Raw genomic sequence first — 23282 nt, forward strand, 5'->3', positions numbered from 1 at the left:
TACATGGCGAAAAACAACCGCTTCGCCCTGAAATTCAAAGGAATTGCCGTTATGTCTGCGCCGCTGCGTCTTGGAATTGCTGGTCTGGGCACGGTTGGGATCGGCGTTCTGCGCATCATTCGGCAACATGCCGCTCTGCTGGCGGCGCGCAGCGGGCGCGAGATCGTCATTTCCGCCGTTTCAGCCCGCGACCGAGCCAAGGATCGCGGTGTGCCGCTGGACCGCTATGCCTGGGAAGATGACCCGGTTGCTCTGGCGACGCGCGATGATGTGGATGTCTTTGTCGAACTGATCGGCGGCGATGAAGGCCCCGCCAAGCAAGCCGTCGAGGCGGCGCTGGCGGCGGGCAAGGACGTGGTGACCGCCAACAAGGCCCTGCTGGCGATCCACGGTCAGGCGCTGGCGGAACAGGCCGAAGGGGCCGGGCGTGTCTTGCGCTATGAGGCGGCGGTGGCAGGCGGCATTCCGGTCATCAAATCGCTGACCGAGGGGCTTGCCGGGAACGAGATTACCCGGGTCATGGGGGTGATGAACGGGTCGTGTAACTACATCCTGACCCGCATGGAGAGCGCGGGCCTCAGCTATGAAGAGGTCTTTGCCGAGGCTGACGGGCTGGGCTATCTGGAGGCCGATCCGCAGCTTGACGTGGGCGGTATCGATGCAGCCCACAAGCTGGCGATCCTTGCTTCGCTGGCCTTTGGCACCAAGGTGAATTTCGACGGCATCACGCTGGAAGGCATCGACCGGGTGAGCATCGATGACATCCACGCTGCCGCCGACATGGGCTACAAGATCAAACTGCTGGGCGTGGCTCAGAAAACCGGGCGCGGGCTGGAGCAGCGCATGCAGCCCTGCCTCGTGCCCGACACCTCGCCGCTGGGGCAGCTGGAGGGCGGCACCAACATGGTGGTGTTGGACGGCGACGCCGTGGGCCAGATTGTCCTGCGCGGTCCCGGAGCGGGCGAAGGCCCCACTGCCAGCGCCGTCATGGCCGACATCTGCGATATCGCCAAGGGATGGCGCGGACCGGTCTTTGGCCTGCCCGCCGACAGCCTGACAACGGCAAACCCGGCCCGTGCGGAAATGCCCGCGCCCTATTACCTGCGCATGTCGCTTGAGGATAAACCCGGCGCGCTGGCCAAGATCGCCACGGTACTGGGCGACGCGGGCGTTTCCATCGACCGGATGCGCCAGTACGGCCATGACGACACCTCGGCGCCGGTGCTGATCGTGACCCATAAGACCACGCCCGATGCCCTGAACGCCGCACTCGCCGCCATGGAAACCACCAGCGTGCTCTCCGGCGCGCCCGTCGCCCTGCGCATCGAAGCGGTCTGACCGGCGCTTGTACGCAGCAAAGTCAAACGATACACCTAGCCCAAATTTAAAAGCCCAAAGAGGACAGTTTCATGCCAGCCAACGCTCAATTTCAGGATCGTATGCTCTCACTCGGCCTCGCCCGCGTCTCCGAGGCGGCGGCGCTGGCCTCTGCACGGCTGGTGGGGAACGGCGATGAAAAGGCGGCGGATCAGGCAGCGGTCAACGCGATGCGCGAACAGCTCAACATGTTGGACATCGCGGGCGTCGTGGTGATTGGCGAAGGCGAACGGGACGAGGCACCGATGCTCTACATCGGCGAAGAGGTCGGCACCGGCAATGGCCCCGGCGTGGACATCGCGCTTGATCCGCTGGAAGGGACCACGCTGACCGCCAAGGACATGCCCAACGCGCTCACCGTCATCGCCATGGGCCCGCGCGGCTCCATGCTGCACGCGCCGGATGTCTATATGGACAAGCTCGCGATCGGGCCAGGCTATGCGGAGGATGTGGTCACGCTGGACATGAGCCCCGCCGAACGGGTCGCGGCCCTGGCCAAGGCCAAGGGCTGCAGCGCCTCTGACATCACGCTGTGCATTCTGGAACGTCCCCGGCACGAGGAAATGATTGCCGAGGTGCGCAAAACCGGTGCCTCCATCCGTCTGATTACCGATGGTGACGTCGCTGGTGTCATGCATTGCGCCGAGCCGGGCACCGGCATCGACATGTACATGGGCGCGGGCGGCGCGCCCGAAGGTGTGCTCGCCGCTGCGGCGTTGAAATGCATGGGCGGGCAGATGTACGGCCGCCTGCTCTTTCGCAATGACGACGAAAAGGGCCGCGCCAGCAAGGCCGGCATCACCGATTTCGACCGCATTTACAGCCGCGACGACATGGTCACCGAAGACGTGATCTTTGCCGCCACCGGCGTCACCGATGGCAACATCCTGCCCGCCGTCAAACGCGAACCCGGCTGGATGACAACCGAAACGCTTATCATGCGGTCCAAGACCGGCTCCGTCCGCCGGATCAACTACCGCACGCCGGTTGAGGCCTGAGATCTCTGCAGTGGCCCGCCTGCCGCTGCTCTTGATATGGGAGATGCGGTGAGTTTTCTCGGCGTGGAGCAAAGCCTGACAGGGCGGCGGTGGATTGGCCCGCCCGTCGAGATTGCCCGTGCCGCCGAAGCCATCGCTCAACAGAGCGGCCTGCCCGATGCGGTGGCGCAGGTACTGGCCCGCCGCGCGGTGCCCCCTGCCGAAGCGAAGGGCTATCTCACACCGTCCTTGCGCGACCTCCTGCCCGATCCCCATGCCTTGAAGGACATGGAAAAAGCGGCGGCACGTTTCCTGCACGCGGTGCAGCACAAGGAAAAAATCGCGATCTTTGCGGATTACGATGTGGATGGGGGCGCCTCTGCCGCCCTACTGCTGGTCTGGCTGCGGCAAATGGGGCGGCAAGCCACGCTCTACATCCCCGACCGGATTGACGAAGGCTATGGCCCCAACGAAGAGGCGATGGCCGATCTCGCCCGCACGCATGATCTGATCGTCTGCGTCGATTGCGGTACCCTCTCCCATGACCCCATCGCCGCGGCTGTCGGCGCCGATGTCATGGTGCTTGATCACCACCTGGGCGCCGAAACGCTGCCCGATGCCTGCGCCGTGGTGAACCCCAACCGACAAGATGAAACCGGCGATCTGGCGCATCTCTGCGCGGCGGGCGTGGTGTTCCTGCTGCTGGTGGAGTTGGGTCGTCAGCTGCGCAGCGCCGGACAGTCCGGCCCGGATCTGATGGGGATGCTGGATCTGGTCGCCCTGGCCACGGTGGCCGATGTCGCCCCGCTTGTTGGCGTAAACCGCGCTTTTGTCCGGCAGGGCCTGCGCGTCATGGCCCGGCGCGCACGAGTCGGCCTGGCAGCCTTGTCGGATGTGGCGCGGATGGATACCGCCCCCACGGCCTACCACCTTGGCTTCCTTCTCGGCCCCCGGGTCAACGCCGGTGGGCGCATCGGGGCCGCTGATCTGGGCGCGCGGCTTCTGGCCACGGATGATCCGCATGAGGCGACAGCTCTGGCGGAGCACCTGGACGCGTTAAACACCGAACGGCGCGATATCGAAGCGAGCGTGCGCGCGGCTGCACTGGCGCAGGCGGAAACCAGGGGTCTGGACAAGGCGCTGGTCTGGGCGGCAGGCCCCGGCTGGCACCCAGGTGTGGTGGGGATCGTAGCCTCGAGGCTCAAGGAAGCCTCCGGGCGCCCCAGCATCGTGATCGGGCTGGAAGACGGCATCGGCAAAGGCTCCGGACGGTCCATATCGGGCATTGATCTTGGCCAGCCGATCCAGCGGCTGACCAGCGAAGGATATCTGTTGAAAGGCGGCGGTCACAAGATGGCAGCGGGCCTGACGGTCGCCGAAGACAAGCTGGAAGAGGCCATGGCGCGGCTGACAGAGCTTTTGGAAAAGCAAGGCGCGCATCTGGCGGGTGCTGCGGATCTGAAGCTCGACGGGTTGCTCATGCCCGCTGCTGCCACGGTTGAGCTGTCGGAGCTGATTGAACAGGCGGGCCCGTTCGGGGCCAGCGCCCCCGCGCCGCGCTATGTCTTTGCCGACATGGCGATCCGCTTTGCCAAGCGCGTCGGCGAGAACCACCTCAAGATCAGCTTTGGCGAGCAGGGTAGTCCCCCCCTGGACGCCATTTGTTTCGGGGCTTTTGACAGCCCTCTGGGCCCGGCTCTGGAAAACCACGGCGGGGCGCATTTTCACCTCGCCGGACGGCTGGACATCAACACATGGCGGGGGCGGCAAAGCGTTCAGTTACGGCTTGAAGACGCCGCACCGGTTGCACGCTGACTGCGGCAAAGTTTCTTTGTCAGACGCGAAATTTCCGCTTGCGCGCCGGGCGCGGATTGCCTAATCAACCGCTCACGACCAAGTGGCCCGTTCGTCTATCGGTTAGGACGCCAGGTTTTCAACCTGGAAAGAGGGGTTCGATTCCCCTACGGGCTGCCACTTTTTCAGACATGATGTTGAAATATACGCGCGAATAGCTCTTTTGCATCGCCCTTACCAACAACTGTCCCAACATCGAGCAGTCGCTTGCTCGCAACATGCAGTTACCTGACCGGTGCGAGGCAACAGCGCCTCATTTCTTTGGCCCCTTACTGAACCATTGGCCGTGAACATGGCCGAAGAGTTGCAGCGCTCCCTTTCTCGCTCGATGCCAGGTGATCATGGGATAGTCGCAAGCACCGGATTTAGCCCCTTGCGATCGGTGACTTCAGTTAGGTCAGTGACCATGGTCTCGGGAAGCTCTTGGTCCGTCTCCCCATCGCGATTTTCAATGACCAGAGCCGCTCCGCTCCCGGCAACCGTACAAATAGGCTGGCAAACCACCGTTGATCTTTGGCCTGTTGACCGAAAGCAAAGTCTCTAATGATCCAAAGCACGTCATCGGGGCCAACTTTGGACGACAGATTCTGCAAAAGCACGGCATCCATATGCCTCGCTGATTTGAAGGGGCGAGCGCCATGTTTGATGATGCTCTCACGCCCGAAGTACCTGTCTGCTGTGTACCAATAGTTCATTTATTCCCTCAAAACTCAACGACTTCTCTTAGGGTGAGCCTTCTATTCCGATCTCAACTAGCCAGCTGATCTCCGAGTTGCCATGTGATGCCAAAACACTCGACCTCATAAGACGGACTTAGGACCGCTGCAGCGACGAAATCGAAACCTTGTAAGTCCCGGACCGCGCCAAGCTGAACCCGCACAGCGCTGGCTTTTACGCGCTTACGGTCCTTGATCTATATGACGCCCCCGCTTGGTCAGTAGCATCGAAAGCCTTCTCCGATGCCGGGGCCAGCGTCCAGCCGAAGGTCGGGCGAACATCGTTTCAACGAGATCCCCGATGACATTGGCACCCCGTATTACGCCCCGCCGCTACAATTCGGACTGGATCGCATCCATGCCCTGGACAAGGGCGAGCGGGTCGGCTGCTTTGATATCGATTGAATCTGTTATTGTGCCATTTCTCCCTGATTGAACCGAAGGTGACAACTCGGACGGTGGTGCAAAGAGAATTTCAGTTTTTGCCACCAAGGAGGATTGAATAGCGGGCAACCTCCACACCACGCAAAGGCTGACAAAAGGCGCTATTGCCGTGTTCAAAGCCCGGCTTTCAGCACCAGCAATGCGTTTTTTTCCACAGAATGGGCGGGAAGCGATCATTCGCGGCATTTGCGGAGCAACTGCATCAGCTGCATCTAAGCGGACGTTCTCAACCCAATCCCGTCGCCATTTTCACTTTGCGAACTGTGATCGTTCTGGCCTGATGCCGGTGCCACGACATATGCCAATCCCATGCACTTGGCGCCATTCCAGGGAATCGTCAATGAGGCTCCGGGCGTGTTTGAGTCTTGGATTCATCAATGGTTTCTTAGAAGCAGCTCGGTTTGTCACAAAGAAAAAGCACTTGATGCAAAATGTGATTTGGCGCACTCGTAACCTATGACGCAATCACCGCTTTTGATTGGATTAACGCTTCAATATCCGAGCTGTCATACCCAATCTCGGCCAGCACTTCGCGGCTGTGTTGGCCCAGAACCGGGGCGGCCTGATCCACCTTAGCGGGCGTTCGGCTGTATTTGACCGGATGGCCAATGGTTTTGACCTGGCCCGCCGTGGCGTGATCGACATCAACGATCATATCGCGCGCATTGGCTTGAGGGTCTGCGTGCATCTGCAGGATATCGTTGACCGGCCCAGCGGGAAGTTTTGCCTCGTCCATACGTGCCAACCAGTTCTCGGTTGTGTCCCGCGCAAGATAGCCGCTCAGAATGTCGATCAAAGCGGGCAAGTTCTGAATACGCGCCGCGTTTGAATTAAACCGCGGATCCCCGTCCAGCTCCGGTGCGGCGATGACATCCAGAAACCGCAGCCAATTGCTCTGGTTCGCGGCGCCGACGTTGATCCAGCCATCGCTGGTTCGGAAAGCCTGATAGGGCGCATTGAGCGGGTGTGCAGAGCCGAGCGGTTGGGGCGTGTCCCCTGTGGCAAAGGCAATTGCCGATTGCCAATAGGTTTGCACGATGGCCGCTTCAAAGAGGGATGTGTCCACCTTTTGACCAAGGCCCGTTTGCAGCATGTTCGCATAGGCTGCAGAGACGCCCATTGCCCCCAGAATACCCGCGTTGATGTCCGAAATCGGTGCGGCGACTTTGACCGGCGGGCGGCCCGGCCCTTCGCCGGTGATTGACATTAGCCCGGACATGCCCTGCGCGATCAGATCAAATCCGCCGCGATCCGCGTAGGGACCCGTGCGGCCAAATCCGGATATTTCGCAATAGATCAGGCGTGGGTTGACCGCTGCAAGATCTTCGTAAGACAGGCCGAGTTTCTCCATCGTGCCCATGCGGTAGTTCTCGACCACCACATCCGCCTCGGCCAACAGTTTGCGCAGCACTGCGACACCGGCGGGATCTTTGAGGTTGAGCGATATGCCGCGCTTGTTGCGGTTCATCATCATATAGGCCGCCGCCTCGCCGCCAATGTCCGGCGGTACAAACCGGCGACTGTCATCGCCGGTGGGCTTTTCGACCTTGATGACATCAGCCCCCATATCGGCCAGCATCAGCCCGCAGACCGGGCCCGCCATGATATGGGCCAGTTCGATGACACGCATACCGCTGAGCGGACCCGTTTTGGTGCTCATTTGCCTGTCCACACGGGTTTTCTCTTGGCCAGGAACGCCTCCATGCCAATGCGGAAATCATCGCTCATGTAACACGACACGATCAGATCGGAATCGTCCACCGGCAACGCTGACCGGTTGCGGCGCAGGGCTTCTTTCGTGGCGCGCAGGGTCAGCGGAGCCATTGACCCGATCTTGTCGGCCAGCTCGGCTGCGCGCGCCATCAGGCCGTCCTCATCGGGGAGGATTTCACTCACCAGTCCTGTCGTAAGTGCTTCATCGGCTTCGATCAGGCGTGCGGTAAAGATGATCTCCCGGACCCGTCCGGCGCCAATGAGCTCTGACAATCGCGCAAGATTACCCGCCGCCAGGCAGTTGCCAAGGGTGCGGGCGATGGGAAATCCGAACTTCAGGCTGGCCGAGGCGATCCGGATGTCACAGGCCGCAGCGATGGATCCGCCGCCTCCTGTACAGGCCCCGTTGATCGCGGCGATGGTGGGCACCGGGCAGCGCTCAACCGCGTCCAGCACCGCATCAATCTGCTGCTCATAATCCAGCGCATCCTGCGGCGTTTCAAAGGCGCGGAACTGGGTCATGTCCGTCCCGGCAGCAAAGGCCTTGCCCCCCGCGCCCGAGATCACGACGGCCCGCGCCGACCCGTCCGTTGGCATCCGGGTGCATATTTCGGCAAGCCGGTCATACATGCCGAAGGTCAGCGCGTTCCGCGCCCCGGGCCTGTTGAATGTAATCCACAGGATGCCATCGCGCAGCACATCGGTGATTTCTGCAGGCTGGTCGGTCATCGGTAGAAATACTCCACAAGGAACATCGGCACGGAGGGCACATAGGTGCACAACATCAGCACGGCCAAAAGCACGCCGACAAACCAGATGTTGACCTTGGACACCTCCCAGATATTGGCGCGTGCAACCGAGCAGGCTGTGATCAATACCGATGCCACGGGCGGGGTCTGCTGACCGATGGCGAGGTTCAGCGTGACCACCAGCCCAAAGTGCACCGGGTCAATGCCAGCAGCTGTGATCAGCGGGATCACAATCGGGATCACCAGGATGATGGCGGCCGCGGAATGCAGGAAAAACCCGACGATCAGAAAGAAGAAATTCAGGATCAGCAGGATCACCCATTGCTGGTTGGTGATCGACAAGATGCCTTCGGCCAGTTGCTGCGGGATTTGTGCGCGTGTCAGGAAGCCGCCCATGAGTACGGAGGCGGCAACCAACAGCATGACAACGGCTGTCTGGATGCCCCCATCCAGCATCGCGCGGCGCAGATGGCTGAAGTCAAGATTGCCGTACCAGGCCGACACCGCCAGCGAGGCCAGAACGGCAAGACCTGCCGCCTCGGTTGCCGTGACATAGCCACCAAAGATACCGCCCAGAATGATCACCGGCAGCGTGAAGGCCGGCAGCGCATCCACAAAGGTCTCGCGCAGGCGGGCAAGGCGAAAGGCGTCTTCGGTCGGGAAATTGTAGCGCTTGGCAAAGAGATAGGCGACGGTCATCAACCCGCCAGCCCCCAACAACCCCGGCACAATGCCCGCCACGAACAATTGCTCTACCGAGGTGTTGGCCGAAGCAGCGTATAAGATCATCGGGATCGAGGGCGGAATGATGATGGCAAGCGAAGCAGACGATGATGTGACCGCTGCCGAGAATTCCTTGCTGTAGCCGCGTTTTTTCATCTGCGGGATCAGGATGGAGCCCATGGCGGCCACGTCCGCCACGGCTGAGCCGGAGATTTCCGCAAAGAACAGCGACACACCGATGTTGACCATGGCAAGGCCGCCGCGAATGAAGCCGATGATGGCGCCGACGAAGTTGATCAGCCGGTCCGTAATCCCGCCCGCGTTCATGATGGCCCCGGCCAGCACGAACATCGGGATCGCGATCAGCGAAAACTTGGTGGACCCGTCGTACATGTCCAGCGCGATGGTCACGAGGCTGTCGGTCCCTTCGGTGAGCAGCAGGCCAAGCACGCCGCTCATCGCCAAGGCCACGGCGATGGGGATGTTGATGCAGATCATGATCAGCATCGCGATGAAAATACCGGCCATCAGCATCAGACGCGATCCTTGTTCTTTTCAAGCTCAGTTTCGACCTCTTCTTCGATCTCCGCATGCTCCAGCGAGACGCCCGCGGCCGTGATCTTGAGGTAACCCGGCAAGCTGAGCAGCTGACACAGGATAAAGAGAATGGCCCCAATCGGAATGATGGACTGGGTGACCTGGATCGGCACCCAGGTGAGCGAGATCAACGTGTCGCCCGCCAGCACTTCGAGCACCTGAAGTCCGGCGCGCGCCATCAGGAAGAAGAAGATCAGCACTATCGCTTCGCCAAAGAACACTGCCGCAATCCGCAGATTGGGCGGAAGTTTCAAAAGAACCGTATCAAAACCGATGTGGCGTCGGTGCAGAGCCGCAAGCGCCGATCCGTAGTAGGTGATCCAGGCCAACATGATGGCGGCCACCTCGTCGTACCATGAGAAACTCTGCCCCATCAGGCGCGCAAGGACCGCTGCGGTGACCACAAGCGTGAGCAGGATCATCAGGCTGATCGTGACCCATTCGAGGATTTTGCTAAATCCCCGATTTATTCGCGACAAGGTCGGGTAGGCGTCATTTTCCATGCTGGCAGACCTGTTGGAACTCTATCGGGTCGCCTCCGCCCGCAAACCACGGGCGGAGGACCATATTGGACTTACGAGAATGACGCGCGGCGAAACGGTGCCGTCGCACCTCCCCTTGATCAACCGGAGGTGCCGAGACCCAGAACTTTGTCGATCATGTCCTGACCGCCTTCGACCTCATCCGCGAACTGTTTGTAGATCGGTGCAGAGGCCTCAATGAATGCGGCTTTGTCGGCGGTGTTCACCTCAACACCCGCATCTTCGATCACCTTCAGCAGGCTGGCTTCCAACTCTGCTGCCTTTTCATAGGTAAAATCCTGTGTCTGGTTCGCGCAATCCGTCAGACCGGCCTGTACCTCGGCATCCAGCTTGTCGTATTTTTTCTTGGACATCAGAATGTAGGCAGGCGTGTAGACGTGGCCTGTCACCGACAGGTATTTCTGCACTTCCTGAAATTTGGCCGACGCGATTTGCGCATATGGGTTTTCCTGCCCGTCAATCACGCCGGTTTGCAAGGCGGTGAACACGTCGGAAAACGCCATTGGTGTCGGGTTCGCGCCATATTCCTGGAACATCTTCAGACGCCAGACACCATTTGGCGTGCGCAGCTTGATGCCCTCAAGATCCGCAGGCACGTTGATCGGGCGCGTGTTGTTGGTGATGTTGCGAAAGCCGTTCTCGGCCAGACCCACGATGTGATAGCCATTCTTGTTGGCCGCATCCTGAAAGACATCCATCATCTCGCCCTGCACGCGGCGCATATGGTCGCGATCCGAGATGATGTAGGGCATCTCGAAAATGCCAAAGGCATCGTCCACCGAAGACATGACGGAGGACGGCAGTGAGAAATCGACCTGACCCAGCTTGAGCTTTTGCAGCAGTTCCTTGTCCTTACCCAATTGCGACGATCCAAAGGTCTGGACCTCGACCTTGTCGCCCATCGCGCCATTCACGCAGGCCGCAAAGTTGTCGACCGTCGCTTCGAACAGCGAGCCCGGCGCACCAACGTGACCAAATTTCATGGTCACGTCCGCCGCAAGGGCGCCCGTCGCCATGCCAATCGCTGTGGTGGCTGCAAGTATTCTTGAGACTACTTTCATCATGTTCTCCTCCCAGAGATTTTCAGTTTTCTTGGTTCTTATTGATCTTGGCCCGTCTTGCGGGCAGTTCAGTCAGCTCAGGTGTGCCATCGCCTCCTGCACACCGCCTGTCTCATGCGGAACATTCGCCTGTTTCAGCCCCATCTCGACCCCTGCAAGGGTCGCAATCAGCATCAGATCGTTGAAGTCGCCCAGGTGCCCGATGCGGAACACTTTATCCGCCACCTTGGACAGCCCATTGCCCAGCGACACGTCATAATGCTCCAGCGTGGTGGCACGGAACGCATCCGCGCTGTGACCGTCCGGCAGTTTCACGGCTGTCAGCACGCCGCTTTCCTGACCTTGGGTGGCACAGAGCACCTCGAGCCCCCATTTGCGCACGGCTGCCCGCGCCGCAGCACCGTGGCGCGCATGACGGGCAAAGACATTGTCGAGCCCTTCTTCGTGCAGCATATCAATGGCTTCATTCAGCCCATAGAGCAGGTTCGTGCCCGGCGTGTAGGGGAAATATCCGGTCTTGTTCGGCCCGACCATGTCGGCCCAGTCCCAGTAGGACCGTTGCAGTTTTGCTGTCGTGTTGGCCGCCATCGCCTTGGCACTTGCCGCGTTGAACGACAGGCCCGGCGGCAACATAAGACCCTTCTGGGAGCCTGATACCGTGACATCCACCCCCCATTCATCATGGCGATACTCCAGTGACGCCAGACCAGAGATCGTGTCGACCATGAACAAGGCGGGGTGCCCCGCCCGGTCAATCGCCTTGCGCACTTCGGCAATCGGCGACACCGACCCGGTGGACGTCTCGTTGTGGACCACACAGACCGCCTTGATCTCATGGGTCTTGTCTTCGGCAAGGTAAGCCTCGATCTGATCGGGATCGGCACCGCCGCGCCAATCGCCTTCGATGAACTCGGCTTTCAGGCTCAGCTTCTCGGCCAGCTTTTTCCACATGGTCGCAAAGTGGCCGGTCTCGAACATCAGGACGCGATCACCGGGAGACAGGGTGTTGACCAAGGCCGCCTCCCAAGCGCCAGTGCCGGAGGCAGGATAGATAAAGACGTGTTCCTCGGTCTTGAAGATCGACTTCATGCCCTCCAGCGCGCGCAGGCCAACCTTGGCGAAATCGGGGCCTCGGTGGTCGATGGTCTGCTGGCCAATCGCGCTGAGAATCCGGTCCGGCACAGCGCTTGGCCCGGGTATTTGCAGAAAATGGCGGCCAGCTTTTCTCATAACGGCAGGTCTCACAATCAGGTGTTTGAGTGGACATCACACAGCAGCGTGTCCTGGAATTTTGATTTTTGTTGTACCAGCGTAATTTTGAATTCATAATTAAGTCAAACGAAAAGACGACCCATGACATTGGACAAATCCATGCAGCACCTCGCCGACGCCCTGCAAAACCGCATCGAGGGCGACGTCCTGTTCGACAGCTTTTCACGCGGGCGCTATGCGACGGATGCCTCGCTCTATCAGATGATGCCGCTGGGCGTGCTGTCCCCGAAATCCGAAGACGACATTCGTGCAGCCATCGACATCGGGCGTGACCAGGGCGTGCCCCTGCTGGCACGTGGTGGCGGGACATCGCAATGCGGCCAGACGGTAAACAATGCCCTGGTTCTTGATAACACTCAGTATTTCAATGATATTCTCGAACTGGATGTGGAGGGCATGCGCTGCGTCGTGCGGCCTGGCATTGTGCTTGACGCATTGAACCGCGCGTTGAAACCCCATGGTCTGTGGTTTCCGGTGGATGTCTCAACCGCGTCCCGCGCGACCATTGGCGGGATGACCGGCAACAACTCCTGCGGGGGCAAATCACTGCGCTATGGCATGATGCGTGACAATGTCCTGTCCATCGAGGGGTTTCTGGCGGATGGCAGCAAGCACCGCTTTGGCCCTGTTGGCGCGGGCAGCGCGGCGGATTTCACCGCACTGCAAGACGACCTGTTGAGACTGGGCGCGCGCGAGGCCGCCGAGATTGATGCGCGATTCCCCAATGTGATGCGGCGGGTGGGTGGCTACAATATTGATGCGCTGGTGCCCAGGGACACGGCCAACAACCTTGCCCATCTGCTGGTCGGCTCCGAAGGGACACTGGCCTATTCCACGGCGATTGAATTGAAGCTTTGGCCGGTCCTGTCGGAAAAGGTGCTGGGCGTTTGCCACTTCCCCACCTTCCATCAGGCCATGGATGCCGCACAACATCTGGTCACACTGAACCCGCAAGGGGTTGAGCTGGTGGACGCCACGATGATCGCGCTGGCCCGCGACATCCCGATCTTCCGCGACACCATCGAAGAATTTGTGACCGGCAAGCCAGAGGCCCTGCTGCTGGTGGAATTCGCTGAAGAAGACACCAGCAAGCATCCCCAAAAGCTGAGAGAGCTTAAGGAAATGATGGGCGATCTTGGATTTTCCTGGGATAAAAGCGGGAAGAGCTGGGGCGGTGTCACGGCTGTGCCTGACCCCAAGATGCAGGCGCGGATCGCGGAGCTGCGCAGCTCAGGCCTGAACATCATGATGTCGATGAAAGCAGATGGCAAACCGGTGTCCTTTGTCGAGGATTGTGCCGTCGAACTGCCCGATCTTGCCGACTACACGGCTGGTCTGACCGAGATTTTTGAGAAACACGGCACGCGCGGCACCTGGTATGCCCATGCCTCCGTTGGGTGTCTGCACGTGCGCCCGGTCCTGAACCTGAAGCTGGACCAGGACGTCAAAAAGATGCGCGCGATCGCCGAGGAATGCTTTGACCTCGTGGCGCGCTACAAGGGCTCGCACTCGGGCGAGCACGGCGATGGGCTGGTCCGGTCGGAGTTTCACGAGAAGATGTTTGGCCCTCGGATGGTGGCCAGTTTCGCTGAGGTAAAGCAGCGGTTTGATCCTGATGGTCTGTTCAATCCCGGCAAGATCGTGGATGCGCCCAAAATGGATGACCGGTCGCTCTTTCGCTACAGCCCTGACTATAAGGTACCGGAGTTTCAGACCGGGCTCGACTGGTCCGAATGGACCGGCAGCGGCGGCGGATTTCAGGGCGCCGTTGAGATGTGCAACAACAACGGGGCCTGTCGCAAGCTGAAAGGCGGCGTGATGTGCCCCTCTTTCCGGGTGACGCGCAAGGAACAGGACCTGACGCGGGGGCGCGCGAACACGTTGCGTCTCGCGATCTCGGGGCAGTTGGGGCCGGATGCGCTGACCTCGGATCAGATGGCCGAAACAATGAAGCTTTGTGTGTCCTGCAAGGGATGCAAACGGGAGTGTCCCACAGGCGTTGACATGGCCCGCATGAAGATCGAGGTCCAATCCGCGCGCCTCAAAAAACACGGGCTCCGTCTGCATGACCGTCTGGTCGCCTATCTGCCACGCTACGCCCGCTGGGCGGCGCGGGTGCCCTTCGTGATGAATATGCGCAACAGCGTGCCCGGTCTTGCCCGGCTGACTGAAAAACTGACCGGTTTCACCGCCACGCGCGATTTGCCCAGATGGCATGGGCGACCCTTTGAGGATGGCGAAATCGCCCTACCGCAAACGCCGAAAGCGGTTCTTTTTGCGGATACCTTCAACCGGTATTTTGAACCAGAGAACCTGCGCGCGGCCGCAAAGGTGCTCAAGGCCGCAGATGTCCCCGTGCATGTGGCGACCGCCCCCAAAGGTGAACGCCCCTTGTGCTGTGGCCGCACCTTCCTGTCCGCAGGTCTGGTGGATGAAGCAAAGCGAGAGGCGCAACGTCTTGTTGAGGCGCTGCTGCCCTTTGCCCAGCAAGGCATTCCGATCATTGGTCTTGAGCCCAGCTGCCTGCTGACCCTGCGCGATGAAATCCCTGCGCTTTTGCCCGGCAAAGAGACCGAAGTACTGGCCCAGCACGCCCGGATGCTGGAGGAATTCATCGCGGATCAGGACGACAACCCGGATTTCAAACTGCCTCTGTCTTCGCCTGCACCAAAAGTGCTGCTGCATGGCCATTGCCACCAAAAGGCGATGGGGGTGATGTCCTCCATCGAAAAGACCCTGACGCGCCTGCCCGGCACAGAGATCGAGGTGGTCGAGACGAGCTGTTGCGGCATGGCGGGTGCCTTCGGCTATGGCGTCGAAACACACGACATATCGCGCAAAATGGCGGAACTTGATCTTGTGCCTGCCGTACAGGACGCAGCACAAGATACAATAATTGTTGCGGATGGCACCTCTTGCCGTCATCAAGTGGCAGATCTGACGGACCGAAAACCTATACATATTGCACGCTTGCTCGAACGTGCCCTGACGCAATGAGGTGACGCGATGACATTGCACACATCCCAAACAATCCTGCGCAAATCCCTGCATCATGAGCTGGTCGACCGCCTGCAACCTCTGATCATCAATTCGGAATTGAAGCCAGGCACCAAGATCCCGGAAAAACAGCTCTGCGAACGGTTCGGGGTATCCCGCACCCCTTTGCGAGAAGCGCTGAAGGTGCTGGCATCCGACGGGTTGGTCCGGTTGGAGCCAAACCGTGGCGCATGGGTGACACAAGTCACGCAGGAGGAAGTCGACGAGGTCTTCCCTGTACTGGGCGCACTCGAAGCACTATCCGGCGAATTGGCCTGCAAACATATCACCGACGCTGAGATCGAGGAGGTGCGCGCGCTGCACGCGCAGATGATCCGGAGCTATGAAAGCCGGGATCTGGACGCCTACTTCAGCGTCAACCAAAAGATTCACCGCGCCATCCTGCTGGCGGCGCGCAACGCGACATTGACGACGTCCTGTCAGGCGCTGTCCCTGCGTATGCAACGCGCACGCTACCTGGCCAACATGTCCGAAGGCCGGTGGTATGACGCGGTGCAGGAGCATGAGAAAATCCTGCAATGTCTTGTCGCACGGGATGGCCCCAATCTCGCGGCTACGCTGCTCCATCACATGGATGCAAAGCGCGCATCTGTGGTGAAATGGCTGCAATCGCAAGAGACCACGGACGCCATCTAGCAATAGGATCTGCTTACGGTGTCCCTCGTCACTCGACAGCCAGAGCAGGTATTGCCGAACCAATCCGCCCATTGGTCAGATTGATCTCTCAGATGTCAGCCTCTATGCCAAACGGGACCCAAAGCATGGAGCGGCTCAATGTCTGACTACGTTATCCCCACGCCACCCGTTACGTCGATCCCCGTCGCATCGGGCGGCGCTTTCCCGGTGCGTCGGGTATACTGCATTGGCCGCAACTATGCAGCGCACGCCATTGAGATGGGTCATGACCCGGACCGGGAGCCTCCCTTCTTCTTTCAGAAGAACCCCGACAATCTCGACACAACGGGGGACTTTCCCTATCCGCCACACACCTCTGACGTGCATCATGAAGCGGAATTGACCGTCGTGCTGAAATCCGGTGGCAAGAACATCCCGGTCGAGCGTGCAATGGATCACGTCTACGGCTACGCACTGTCCCTGGACATGACCCGCCGGGATCTTCAGGGCGAGATGAAAAAGGCGGGCCGCCCCTGGGAAATCGGCAAAGCATTCGAGCGCTCGGCGCCCATCGGCCCGATCCACACCGTCGAAGAGGTTGGTCACCTGGAGGAGGGCGCGATCACATTGAAAGTGAACGGTGACCTGCGTCAGGAAGGCGATCTCAATCAGTTGATCTGGAAAACGCCCGAGATGATTTCCTACCTGTCGGAGTATTTTGAACTGGCAGCGGGCGACGTGATCATGACCGGAACACCCTCGGGGGTCGGCCCTGTGGTCAAAGGCGATGTGATGGAAGTCGAAGTCTCGCCACTCGGCACGCTCTCCGTCACTGTAACCTAGGTTACCAATCCGCACCCTCGCATCAATGGGGCCGTCACAGAGGCTCTTGTCCTGCGGGGACCGCCGCTTGAGTACAGCGCGTCAATCCGTTCTTGGCGTCGCAGTCTTGTCCAGTGACGGCAGAATGCGCCCGTAGACCGAATGCAGATGCTCCCTCATGAGTTGCGCGGCACCGTCGCCGTCATTCTTTTCGATCGCCTGAACGATCAGATCATGTTCCAGAAAGCTTGAGTAGTTTTTCGCGGGCTTGAGCGTCGTGCGTGGCTGGCCCCAGACCATAGAGCGCCTGACCACGTTCAGCGTCTCGAAATAGTACAGGAAGAGCTTGTTCTTTGCGCTGCGAGCAACCGCGAAATGAAACTTGTTATCCCACGCCTCATAGCTGCGCCAGTCAGGAACTTCGCGGCAACGCTCGGCACAGGTGCGAAGCTCTTCGCGATCAGCGGGCGCGCTATGCAATGCTGCAAGACGCGCCAGTTCCGGTTCAATGGCCAGCCGGACGGTCGCGACCTGCGGCGGTGTCACCTGGTCCCGAAGGTATGTGACGTCCTCAAGGTTCAGAACAGGACGCTCGCCGACAAATGTGCCACGGCCCACATGGCGCCATATCAGGCCCCTCGATTCAAGCCTGGCCAGCGCGGACCGCAATTGATTGCGCGTGACCCCCAGCATCGCACACATCACCCGCTCGGGGGGCAGTCGGTCGTTGTGAACATAGCCGTCAGACGCAATCATCTGCCTGATGCGCTGCACAAGAAGCTCTGTTTTCGCCATTGAGACCCACCCAATTGGTGAATTGGTCAGTTGATTTCACGGTGCCGAGCGCGCTTTGTCAATACATGGGGACGTGTCTGTGGTGAGCCTGCTGCGTTGAGGAATGGATCCTCAGGCGCGCGAAAGGCCACCCTAAGCAGCACAGTATGCGAGGGGGCCGAAGGGAGAGGCGACATGAAATTGGCGACACTTTCAATGGACGGCAAACCCTGCCCAGCGGTCCAACTTGGAGATGGAAGCTGGCTCCATCTTGCGCAGGCGGGCACTGGCTGGGACAGCCTTCTGGCCATCATCGAGGAGGGCGCTGATGCCATGGCCGCGCTGCGCGCCTTGGTGTCGCAGGCCGAGGCTGGCCAACATGCGGATGCGGTGGTTTCTGATCCTGACTTGTTGGCCCCCATTCCCCAGCCACGCAAGAATGTCTTTTGCGTCGGACGAAACTACGCCGAACACATCGCCGAGGGAGACCGAGCGCAGCAGCAGAATGTCGGGGTCACAGAGCACCCGGTATATTTCACCAAGCCGCCCACATCGATTGTGCCGCCCGGTGGCGACATCTTGCTGTTCCCACAGGTCTCCACCTGTTTCGATTACGAAGTCGAGCTTGCGGTCGTCATCGGCAAGCCCGGGCGCAACATCGCCAAGGAAAACGCCTTCGATCACATCTTTGGCTACACGATCCTGAACGATATCTCTGTGCGCGACGTACAGCGACGTCATGGCGGGCAGTACTTCAAGGGCAAGGGATTTGATGGCTCTTGCCCGCTTGGCCCATGGATCGTGACCGCCGACGCGATCAGCGATCCCCACAAGCTGTCGATTGGCCTGACCGTCAATGGCGCGCAGCGTCAGGATGGCACCACAGCGGATATGATCTTTGATATCCCAACGCTTATCGCCTCCTTGTCGGAGGGTATGACGCTGGAACCCGGTGACATCATCGCAACCGGCACGCCTTCTGGCGTGGGATACGCGATGGACCCACCCCGCTTTCTGGCAGCAGGCGATACCGTCGTGTGCACCATCTCGGAAATCGGTGACCTGAGCAACTCTGTCCGCATCGCCTGACCCAGGCCGTGCTCCATAAGCAGAGACTTCAGAACGAAATCAATCTAGGGAGGAGACCCGAAATGACAACCAGAAGAACCTTTGCAAAGCTTCTTGCAGCAGTTCCACTAGCCGGCCTTTTGAGCACCGGCGCACTTGCGCAGGATATGCGTGACATCACCTTTGTGCAGCCCAGCCCATCGGCCATCAACTCGTTCCCGGTCTTTGTGGCCATCGGCGAGGGATTTTTCGCGGACGAGGGCCTCAACGTCACCGTCGAGGCCATCAATGGCTCGGGTGCCGTCATTCAGGCCTTGTCGGCCGGTCAGGCTCAGTTCGGCCGCCCCGGTCCGGGCCCGATCCTTGCAGCACGCTCGCGTGGCGTTGAGGTCGTTCACATTTACAACGTAGCCGCGCGCAGCAACTTCGGGATTGCGGTGCAGGAAGGCTCTGACATCCAGAGCATCGAAGATTTGCGCGGCAAGGTGATTGGCACCGGCACCGCCGATGGTGCGGAAGTTGGATTTGCCCGCAATGTGATGTCGGGCGCGGGCATGACAGAAGGTACGGATTATGAATTCCTGACCGTTGGCGATGGCGGTCCTGCAACGGCGGCCTTCCTCAATGACGAGATCGTCGCCTATTCCGCCTCCACCGCCGACACCGCCATTCTCAATCAGCGTGGCATGGCCGTGCGGGACATCACGCCCGCCGAGTTCGGTCGCTTTTTCGGCAATGGCATCGCCACAATGGCCGACATCATCGCCAATGATCGTGAACTGGTTGAAGCCTGGAGCCGTGCCTTCGCCAAAGGCCATGCCTTTGCGCTGGATGATGCCAACCGCGAGGCGGTCCTGAAGCACCTGGCCGATGGCAACCCGCAGGAAGGCGAAGACAAGGAGTTCCAATCGGCATTGTTTGATGCAGTTCGCTCCAAGACCATTTCGACAAGCCCGGAAAACGGTCTGGGTTGGTACCCCGCCGAAGTCTGGGCCGAATGGCAGGATGCCTTGGTCACCGGCGGCGAAATCTCTGCCCCGCTTGACGATCTGAGCGCCGCCTGGACCAATGAGTTCGCAGCCATAGGAAACGCGGCCGTCGGCGAATGAACACCGGGTTGGCAGAAACGCAAACTGGCGCCCCTTTCGGTGCGCCGGTTTACGAGTTAAGCCGCGTCAGCAAGACCTATGCGCGCAATCTCGTTGTGGCGCTCGAAGGGGTCGATCTGACGTTGCGCAAAGGCAGCTTTACCTCTGTGATCGGGTCGAGCGGTTGCGGGAAGTCCACATTGCTCAAGATCATGGCCGGTCTCATTCCGCCCTCTCAGGGTCGTGTCGTCCTGCAAGGCGAACCTGTGACCGGCCCGCGCCGCGACATCGGCATGATGTTCCAGCAAGCAACGCTTTTTCCCTGGAAGACGGCGGTCGAGAACATCGTGCTGCCCATCGAAATCCGCGACGGCAAAGCTGCCGCCAAGACGGCTTTGGAGAAGGCCCATGCGCTTCTGGACATTGTCGGGCTCAAGGGATTTGAAAACGTCTACCCCAACGAGCTTTCGGGCGGCATGGCGCAACGCGCCTCGATTTGCCGGATGCTGATCACCGAACCGGCGGTGCTGCTGTTGGATGAGCCGTTCAGCGCGCTGGACGAGCTTTCCCGTGATATGATGAACATGGAATTGCAGCGGATTTGCCGCGAGCAGGAGGCCACCGCCTTTCTCGTGACCCACTCGATCCAGGAGGCGGTGATCCTGTCGGACGAAATTGTGGTGATGAAGCCGCGCCCGGGTCGTGTGGCGGAGGTCGTCAAGGTTGACCTGCCGCGGCCCCGCACGCTCGACATGATGACGACCCCGGAGTTTGGTGAGATCGTCGAATACATCCGCGGACAATTGGACAAGGGAGAAGACATGTGACCGATCTGTCGAACAACTCATCTTCCACCACCAACACGGACTTGCTGGAAGACACCGTCTGGACGCAGGAAGTCGCGTTTATCGACTCCATGCCGCGTTGGATCGCGATGAGCTTCGTGGCCTTTGTCTTTATAGGCACGTGGTGGGTCGTGACCGCCTTTGGCTTCGTCTCCCCCATCATCCTGCCCACGCCGGGGGAAACACTCAAAGACATGATCTTCGTCGGCAAGAACCTCGCCACCGGCGGCTACATGCTGACCGCGCTCTGGATCACCATTCTGGAGGTGATCTACGGTTTCGCCCTGGCCATTGCCATCGGCTTCACTTTGGGCGTGCTGGTCGGCGAAACCGCCTTTGGGGAGAAGGCCGTCATGCCCTATCTCGTGGCCATTGATACAATGCCCAAAGTGGCCTTTGCGCCCCTGTTTGTGGCGTGGTTGGGGTTCGGGATCGAATCCAAAGTCGCCCTGGCCGCCTTCATCGCGACCTTCCCGATTGTGGTGGGCACCGCCGCAGGCCTTCACGCCGCTGACGAAAACGCCAGGATGCTGTTCAAGACAATGGGTGCCAGCCGCATGCAGACCCTGATCAAGATGAAACTGCCCACCGGTCTGCCGCAGATCTTTACAGGTCTGAAAATTGGCGCAGTGGGTGTGATGGCCGGGGCCATCACCGGTGAATTTCTGGGTGGCGGAAAAGGGTTCGGGGAATTGATCCGTGTCGCGGCCTCGCAGCTGAACACACCGCGGGTCTTCTCGTTGATCCTGTATCTCAGCCTTGTGGGTCTGGCGCTTTATCTTCTGGTTCAGTTCGCACAGCGCAAGGTCGTGTTCTGGCACAAGGAACGCGTGGGATCCTACGATGGCTGAGACCGCGCCGATCAAGCCCGAGGCTTTGCGCCGCTTTGTTGCACAGGCTCTTGCATCCCAGGGCGTGCCGTCAGGTGACGCGGCAAAGGTCGCCTCCTTGATGGTTGAGGCCGATGTCTACGGCTACGCAACACATGGCGTGTTCCGCTTGCGGCAATATCTGGCCCGTCTTGCAGGCGGCGGCTGCAACCCCACGCCTGCAGTCAAAGTGGCGCATGAAACGGTTGCCACGGCTGTGATAGACGGGGATGACGGTCTGGGGCATCTGGCCATGGCTGCAGCCCGCGACCTTGCCATGAAAAAGGCGCGCGAGGCCGGGATAGGCTGGGTCGGTGTGCGGCGCGGCAACCACGCGGGGCCATTGGCGCTCTATGTGCGCCCGCAGGCGGAGGCGGGTTTGCTGGGCATGGCCGCGGCTGTGGGCAGTGCCAACCACGTGCCGCCCTATGGCGGCTCAGACCTGCTTTTGGGGACCAACCCGATCGCCTTTTCCGCCCCAGGCGATGGCACCGATCCCTTTGTCTTTGACATGGCAACGACCGTCGCGGCGATGGGCAAGATCAAGACACTTCTGCAGCAAGGTGACCCCATGCCCGAGGGGTGGATGGTTGGCCGCGATGGCCGCCCGCTGACCGACCCGGCCCGCAAATCCGAAGGCTTTCTGCTGCCTATTGGCGGCCCCAAGGGTTTTGGATTGTCGGTTGCGATTGGCCTTATGGCTGGTGTTCTCAATGGAGCGGCCTTTGGCTCAGACGTGGTTGATTTCACCAGCGACACCACCTCTTCGACAAACACAGGACAGTTTGTAATGGCTCTCAATCCTGTGGCCTTCGGCATTGCAGATTTTGGACCGCGCGCTGAACGTGTGTTTGACGAGATGCGCGCATCAGAACCTCTGCCTGGCCACGCCCCTGTGCGCCTGCCGGGAGATGGCAAGACGGCAATGGCCAAGGCACGCAAGGACCGAGGCCTTGATCTCAAGCCCGCCTTGCGACGCGATCTGGAAGCCCTGAAGGCGGAATACGAATTCGAAGCCTCCTTCATCTGACGCGTGCATTTTGGACCTGTACAAGGCGGCCTCAGCAAAGCGGCGCAAACACCAGCTGATGAAGACCATTCATTTGTCGTCTGCGACAAGGGCCGCGATCTTGACAGGCGCGCAGCGTCAATTGAACACGATGTCCGGCGTTTTGTTCATGGGGCCATCGCCTGACGGCCCTCCGAACAACTCCAGCCGGCTGTTTGCTCGCAGAAAACACTGGCAGCATGTCTGGAAGGGCCCCTTCTCTCCGTGCAGCCAGAAGGCGCTCAAGCCCCTTCAACGATCAGAAAATCCGCGTCGGCGTTCGCTTGCCGGATGACGCGCGCCGCGCTGTACTCGGGCGACTCGTAACAGGCCACTGCTGTGTCGAAATCCTCGAACTCAACGACCACGTTGCGATCACGCGCCACGCCTTCCGGCGCAATGTAGCGTCCGCCACGCACGTGAAATCGCGCGTTGTACCTCTCAAACGCGGGCCGGGCCGCTTCCAGATAGTCAGGATACGCCTCGGTATTGTGAACCGATACGCGCACCACCCAATATCCCTTTGACATTCTTTCTCTCCATATGTCTCTAAAATCAGGCGGCGCGTTGGGTCTGGAACCCAACCAGGACATGGGACAGAATTGCCTGCCAAGCCGCCGCCCAGGCGTTCAGATGCGCTTCGGTCCAGTGATCGGCCAATCCGCTTGCCAGCGTCGCCAGCAAAGCTTCACCAACCAGATCAAAGTCGCGTTCGGCGACCCGGTAACTTGCATGGCGTGCACCCAAGTCCTGCAAAGGGCGTACCAGTGTTTCGGGTTGGTGCAAATTGCCGACAACCAGATTGATTGCGCTTGCGAGATGCGACCTCTGCGATGCCATGTCCGTGTCCGCGAACGGCTTTGCCAAACCAGCATCGGCATCAAAAAGCCGACAATAGAACTGCTTCATCGCGGCGTCGGCGATGGGTACAACCTGTGCCCAGCTTTCCTGGACAAGTGCTACGTCATCTTCCGTCATTTCAAATCTCCTTACGTCTGCTTCTTGTTTGCACTGCTGCTCTATGGCAAATGTAGCATCACAAAAAATGAGAAATATCGATTAAATCGATCG

The 23282-nt window shown here is 59.9% G+C and carries 21 protein-coding genes and 1 tRNA gene; 12 read left to right on the forward strand and 10 right to left on the reverse strand.

Features of this window, described 5'->3' with window-relative positions; translation table 11 throughout:
• Positions 1 to 51: 51 nt before the first annotated feature.
• The 4 genes from ISX84_RS12740 to ISX84_RS12755 all read left to right on the forward strand — a co-directional run bounded on the left by ISX84_RS12740 (position 52) and on the right by ISX84_RS12755 (position 4328).
• Positions 52 to 1338, forward strand: a complete 1287-nt coding sequence (locus ISX84_RS12740; RefSeq protein ID WP_195820740.1) for a homoserine dehydrogenase — start codon at positions 52 to 54, stop codon at positions 1336 to 1338.
• Positions 1339 to 1409: 71 nt separating this feature from the next.
• The gene (gene glpX / locus ISX84_RS12745) at positions 1410 to 2375 is read left to right on the forward strand and encodes a class II fructose-bisphosphatase (RefSeq protein ID WP_195820741.1); all 966 of its coding nucleotides are present in this window, start codon (positions 1410 to 1412) and stop codon (positions 2373 to 2375) included.
• A gap of 48 nt (positions 2376 to 2423) precedes the next feature.
• Positions 2424 to 4169 carry a single-stranded-DNA-specific exonuclease RecJ gene (recJ, locus tag ISX84_RS12750; protein WP_195820742.1) on the forward strand — a complete coding sequence of 582 codons (1746 nt, stop codon included), beginning with the start codon at positions 2424 to 2426 and terminating at the stop codon, positions 4167 to 4169.
• 84 nt (positions 4170 to 4253) lie between these two features.
• Positions 4254 to 4328, forward strand: a tRNA-Glu gene (locus ISX84_RS12755).
• A 929-nt stretch (positions 4329 to 5257) separates the two neighbouring features.
• Here ISX84_RS12755 and ISX84_RS12760 read toward each other — a convergent pair.
• From ISX84_RS12760 to ISX84_RS12790, 7 genes are all read right to left on the reverse strand, one after another.
• Entirely contained in the window at positions 5258 to 5545 is a 288-nt protein-coding gene (locus ISX84_RS12760) for a hypothetical protein (protein ID WP_195820743.1), read from the reverse strand.
• Positions 5546 to 5822: 277 nt separating this feature from the next.
• Complete coding sequence (locus tag ISX84_RS12765) at positions 5823 to 7028, reverse strand: CaiB/BaiF CoA transferase family protein (RefSeq protein WP_195820744.1); 1206 nt, start codon at positions 7026 to 7028, stop codon at positions 5823 to 5825.
• The gene (locus tag ISX84_RS12770; protein ID WP_195820745.1) at positions 7025 to 7810 is read right to left on the reverse strand and encodes an enoyl-CoA hydratase/isomerase family protein; all 786 of its coding nucleotides are present in this window, start codon (positions 7808 to 7810) and stop codon (positions 7025 to 7027) included. Before ISX84_RS12770 ends, ISX84_RS12765 begins: the two co-directional genes overlap by 4 nt.
• Positions 7807 to 9087, reverse strand: coding sequence for a TRAP transporter large permease (locus ISX84_RS12775; RefSeq protein WP_195820746.1), 1281 nt, complete (start codon positions 9085 to 9087; stop codon positions 7807 to 7809). Before ISX84_RS12775 ends, ISX84_RS12770 begins: the two co-directional genes overlap by 4 nt.
• Positions 9087 to 9653: a TRAP transporter small permease gene (locus ISX84_RS12780; RefSeq protein WP_195820747.1), complete on the reverse strand. Its 567-nt coding sequence runs from the start codon at positions 9651 to 9653 to the stop codon at positions 9087 to 9089. The genes ISX84_RS12775 and ISX84_RS12780 overlap by 1 nt, the downstream gene beginning before the upstream one ends.
• Before the next feature lie 119 nt (positions 9654 to 9772).
• Positions 9773 to 10753, reverse strand: coding sequence for a TRAP transporter substrate-binding protein (locus ISX84_RS12785; protein WP_195820748.1), 981 nt, complete (start codon positions 10751 to 10753; stop codon positions 9773 to 9775).
• A 72-nt stretch (positions 10754 to 10825) separates the two neighbouring features.
• Positions 10826 to 11983: a pyridoxal-phosphate-dependent aminotransferase family protein gene (locus tag ISX84_RS12790; protein WP_195820749.1), complete on the reverse strand. Its 1158-nt coding sequence runs from the start codon at positions 11981 to 11983 to the stop codon at positions 10826 to 10828.
• A gap of 123 nt (positions 11984 to 12106) precedes the next feature.
• On the opposite strand from ISX84_RS12790, the gene ISX84_RS12795 reads away from it, so the two are divergent.
• From ISX84_RS12795 to ISX84_RS12805, 3 genes are all read left to right on the forward strand, one after another.
• The gene (locus ISX84_RS12795; protein WP_195820750.1) at positions 12107 to 15022 is read left to right on the forward strand and encodes an FAD-binding and (Fe-S)-binding domain-containing protein; all 2916 of its coding nucleotides are present in this window, start codon (positions 12107 to 12109) and stop codon (positions 15020 to 15022) included.
• A gap of 9 nt (positions 15023 to 15031) precedes the next feature.
• Positions 15032 to 15718, forward strand: a complete 687-nt coding sequence (locus ISX84_RS12800) for a GntR family transcriptional regulator (RefSeq protein ID WP_195820751.1) — start codon at positions 15032 to 15034, stop codon at positions 15716 to 15718.
• Positions 15719 to 15856: 138 nt separating this feature from the next.
• On the forward strand, positions 15857 to 16540 hold the full coding sequence (locus ISX84_RS12805; protein WP_195820752.1) for a fumarylacetoacetate hydrolase family protein: 684 nt from the start codon (positions 15857 to 15859) through the stop codon (positions 16538 to 16540).
• Between the two features lie 81 nt (positions 16541 to 16621).
• On the opposite strand, the gene ISX84_RS12810 is transcribed toward ISX84_RS12805, so the two are convergent.
• Positions 16622 to 17314, reverse strand: a complete 693-nt coding sequence (locus ISX84_RS12810; protein WP_195820753.1) for a FadR/GntR family transcriptional regulator — start codon at positions 17312 to 17314, stop codon at positions 16622 to 16624.
• 174 nt (positions 17315 to 17488) lie between these two features.
• Here ISX84_RS12810 and ISX84_RS12815 point away from each other — a divergent pair, with 174 nt between their 5' ends.
• The 5 genes from ISX84_RS12815 (at position 17489) to ISX84_RS12835 (ending at position 22193) form a co-directional block, all read left to right on the forward strand.
• Positions 17489 to 18382 (forward strand): fumarylacetoacetate hydrolase family protein, encoded by an 894-nt coding sequence (locus ISX84_RS12815; protein ID WP_195820754.1) that lies wholly within the window; start codon positions 17489 to 17491, stop codon positions 18380 to 18382.
• Positions 18383 to 18444: 62 nt separating this feature from the next.
• Positions 18445 to 19470: an ABC transporter substrate-binding protein gene (locus tag ISX84_RS12820; protein WP_195820755.1), complete on the forward strand. Its 1026-nt coding sequence runs from the start codon at positions 18445 to 18447 to the stop codon at positions 19468 to 19470.
• On the forward strand, positions 19467 to 20276 hold the full coding sequence (locus ISX84_RS12825; RefSeq protein WP_195820756.1) for an ABC transporter ATP-binding protein: 810 nt from the start codon (positions 19467 to 19469) through the stop codon (positions 20274 to 20276). Before ISX84_RS12820 ends, ISX84_RS12825 begins: the two co-directional genes overlap by 4 nt.
• Positions 20273 to 21145: an ABC transporter permease gene (locus tag ISX84_RS12830; protein WP_326838736.1), complete on the forward strand. Its 873-nt coding sequence runs from the start codon at positions 20273 to 20275 to the stop codon at positions 21143 to 21145. The genes ISX84_RS12825 and ISX84_RS12830 overlap by 4 nt, the downstream gene beginning before the upstream one ends.
• Positions 21138 to 22193 carry an Ldh family oxidoreductase gene (locus tag ISX84_RS12835; protein ID WP_195820757.1) on the forward strand — a complete coding sequence of 352 codons (1056 nt, stop codon included), beginning with the start codon at positions 21138 to 21140 and terminating at the stop codon, positions 22191 to 22193. Before ISX84_RS12830 ends, ISX84_RS12835 begins: the two co-directional genes overlap by 8 nt.
• Positions 22194 to 22453: 260 nt before the next feature.
• Here the strand turns inward: ISX84_RS12835 and ISX84_RS12840 are convergent, their stop codons facing one another.
• Both ISX84_RS12840 and ISX84_RS12845 read right to left on the reverse strand, forming a co-directional pair.
• Positions 22454 to 22741: a DUF1330 domain-containing protein gene (locus ISX84_RS12840; protein ID WP_195820758.1), complete on the reverse strand. Its 288-nt coding sequence runs from the start codon at positions 22739 to 22741 to the stop codon at positions 22454 to 22456.
• Positions 22742 to 22766: 25 nt separating this feature from the next.
• The gene (locus ISX84_RS12845) at positions 22767 to 23189 is read right to left on the reverse strand and encodes a globin domain-containing protein (RefSeq protein ID WP_195820759.1); all 423 of its coding nucleotides are present in this window, start codon (positions 23187 to 23189) and stop codon (positions 22767 to 22769) included.
• Positions 23190 to 23282: the final 93 nt, after the last annotated feature.

Origin of the sequence: Roseobacter sp. MH60115 (assembly GCF_015644665.1) — a bacterium.
In the GTDB taxonomy this organism is placed as follows: Bacteria; Pseudomonadota; Alphaproteobacteria; order Rhodobacterales; family Rhodobacteraceae; genus Roseobacter.

Coding starts and splice junctions, on each gene's coding strand:
- ISX84_RS12810 (WP_195820753.1), bottom strand. CDS start 17,314: ATGGCGAAAACAGAGCTTCTTGTGCAGCGCATCAGGCAGATGATTGCG.
- glpX (WP_195820741.1), top strand. CDS start 1,410: ATGCCAGCCAACGCTCAATTTCAGGATCGTATGCTCTCACTCGGCCTC.
- ISX84_RS12840 (WP_195820758.1), bottom strand. CDS start 22,741: ATGTCAAAGGGATATTGGGTGGTGCGCGTATCGGTTCACAATACCGAG.
- ISX84_RS12740 (WP_195820740.1), top strand. CDS start 52: ATGTCTGCGCCGCTGCGTCTTGGAATTGCTGGTCTGGGCACGGTTGGG.
- ISX84_RS12845 (WP_195820759.1), bottom strand. CDS start 23,189: ATGACGGAAGATGACGTAGCACTTGTCCAGGAAAGCTGGGCACAGGTT.
- ISX84_RS12775 (WP_195820746.1), bottom strand. CDS start 9,087: ATGCTGATGGCCGGTATTTTCATCGCGATGCTGATCATGATCTGCATC.
- ISX84_RS12825 (WP_195820756.1), top strand. CDS start 19,467: ATGAACACCGGGTTGGCAGAAACGCAAACTGGCGCCCCTTTCGGTGCG.
- ISX84_RS12770 (WP_195820745.1), bottom strand. CDS start 7,810: ATGACCGACCAGCCTGCAGAAATCACCGATGTGCTGCGCGATGGCATC.
- ISX84_RS12780 (WP_195820747.1), bottom strand. CDS start 9,653: ATGGAAAATGACGCCTACCCGACCTTGTCGCGAATAAATCGGGGATTT.
- ISX84_RS12765 (WP_195820744.1), bottom strand. CDS start 7,028: ATGAGCACCAAAACGGGTCCGCTCAGCGGTATGCGTGTCATCGAACTG.
- ISX84_RS12805 (WP_195820752.1), top strand. CDS start 15,857: ATGTCTGACTACGTTATCCCCACGCCACCCGTTACGTCGATCCCCGTC.
- ISX84_RS12760 (WP_195820743.1), bottom strand. CDS start 5,545: ATGATCGCTTCCCGCCCATTCTGTGGAAAAAAACGCATTGCTGGTGCT.
- ISX84_RS12800 (WP_195820751.1), top strand. CDS start 15,032: ATGACATTGCACACATCCCAAACAATCCTGCGCAAATCCCTGCATCAT.
- ISX84_RS12815 (WP_195820754.1), top strand. CDS start 17,489: ATGAAATTGGCGACACTTTCAATGGACGGCAAACCCTGCCCAGCGGTC.
- ISX84_RS12835 (WP_195820757.1), top strand. CDS start 21,138: ATGGCTGAGACCGCGCCGATCAAGCCCGAGGCTTTGCGCCGCTTTGTT.
- ISX84_RS12795 (WP_195820750.1), top strand. CDS start 12,107: ATGACATTGGACAAATCCATGCAGCACCTCGCCGACGCCCTGCAAAAC.
- ISX84_RS12820 (WP_195820755.1), top strand. CDS start 18,445: ATGACAACCAGAAGAACCTTTGCAAAGCTTCTTGCAGCAGTTCCACTA.
- ISX84_RS12785 (WP_195820748.1), bottom strand. CDS start 10,753: ATGAAAGTAGTCTCAAGAATACTTGCAGCCACCACAGCGATTGGCATG.
- ISX84_RS12790 (WP_195820749.1), bottom strand. CDS start 11,983: ATGAGAAAAGCTGGCCGCCATTTTCTGCAAATACCCGGGCCAAGCGCT.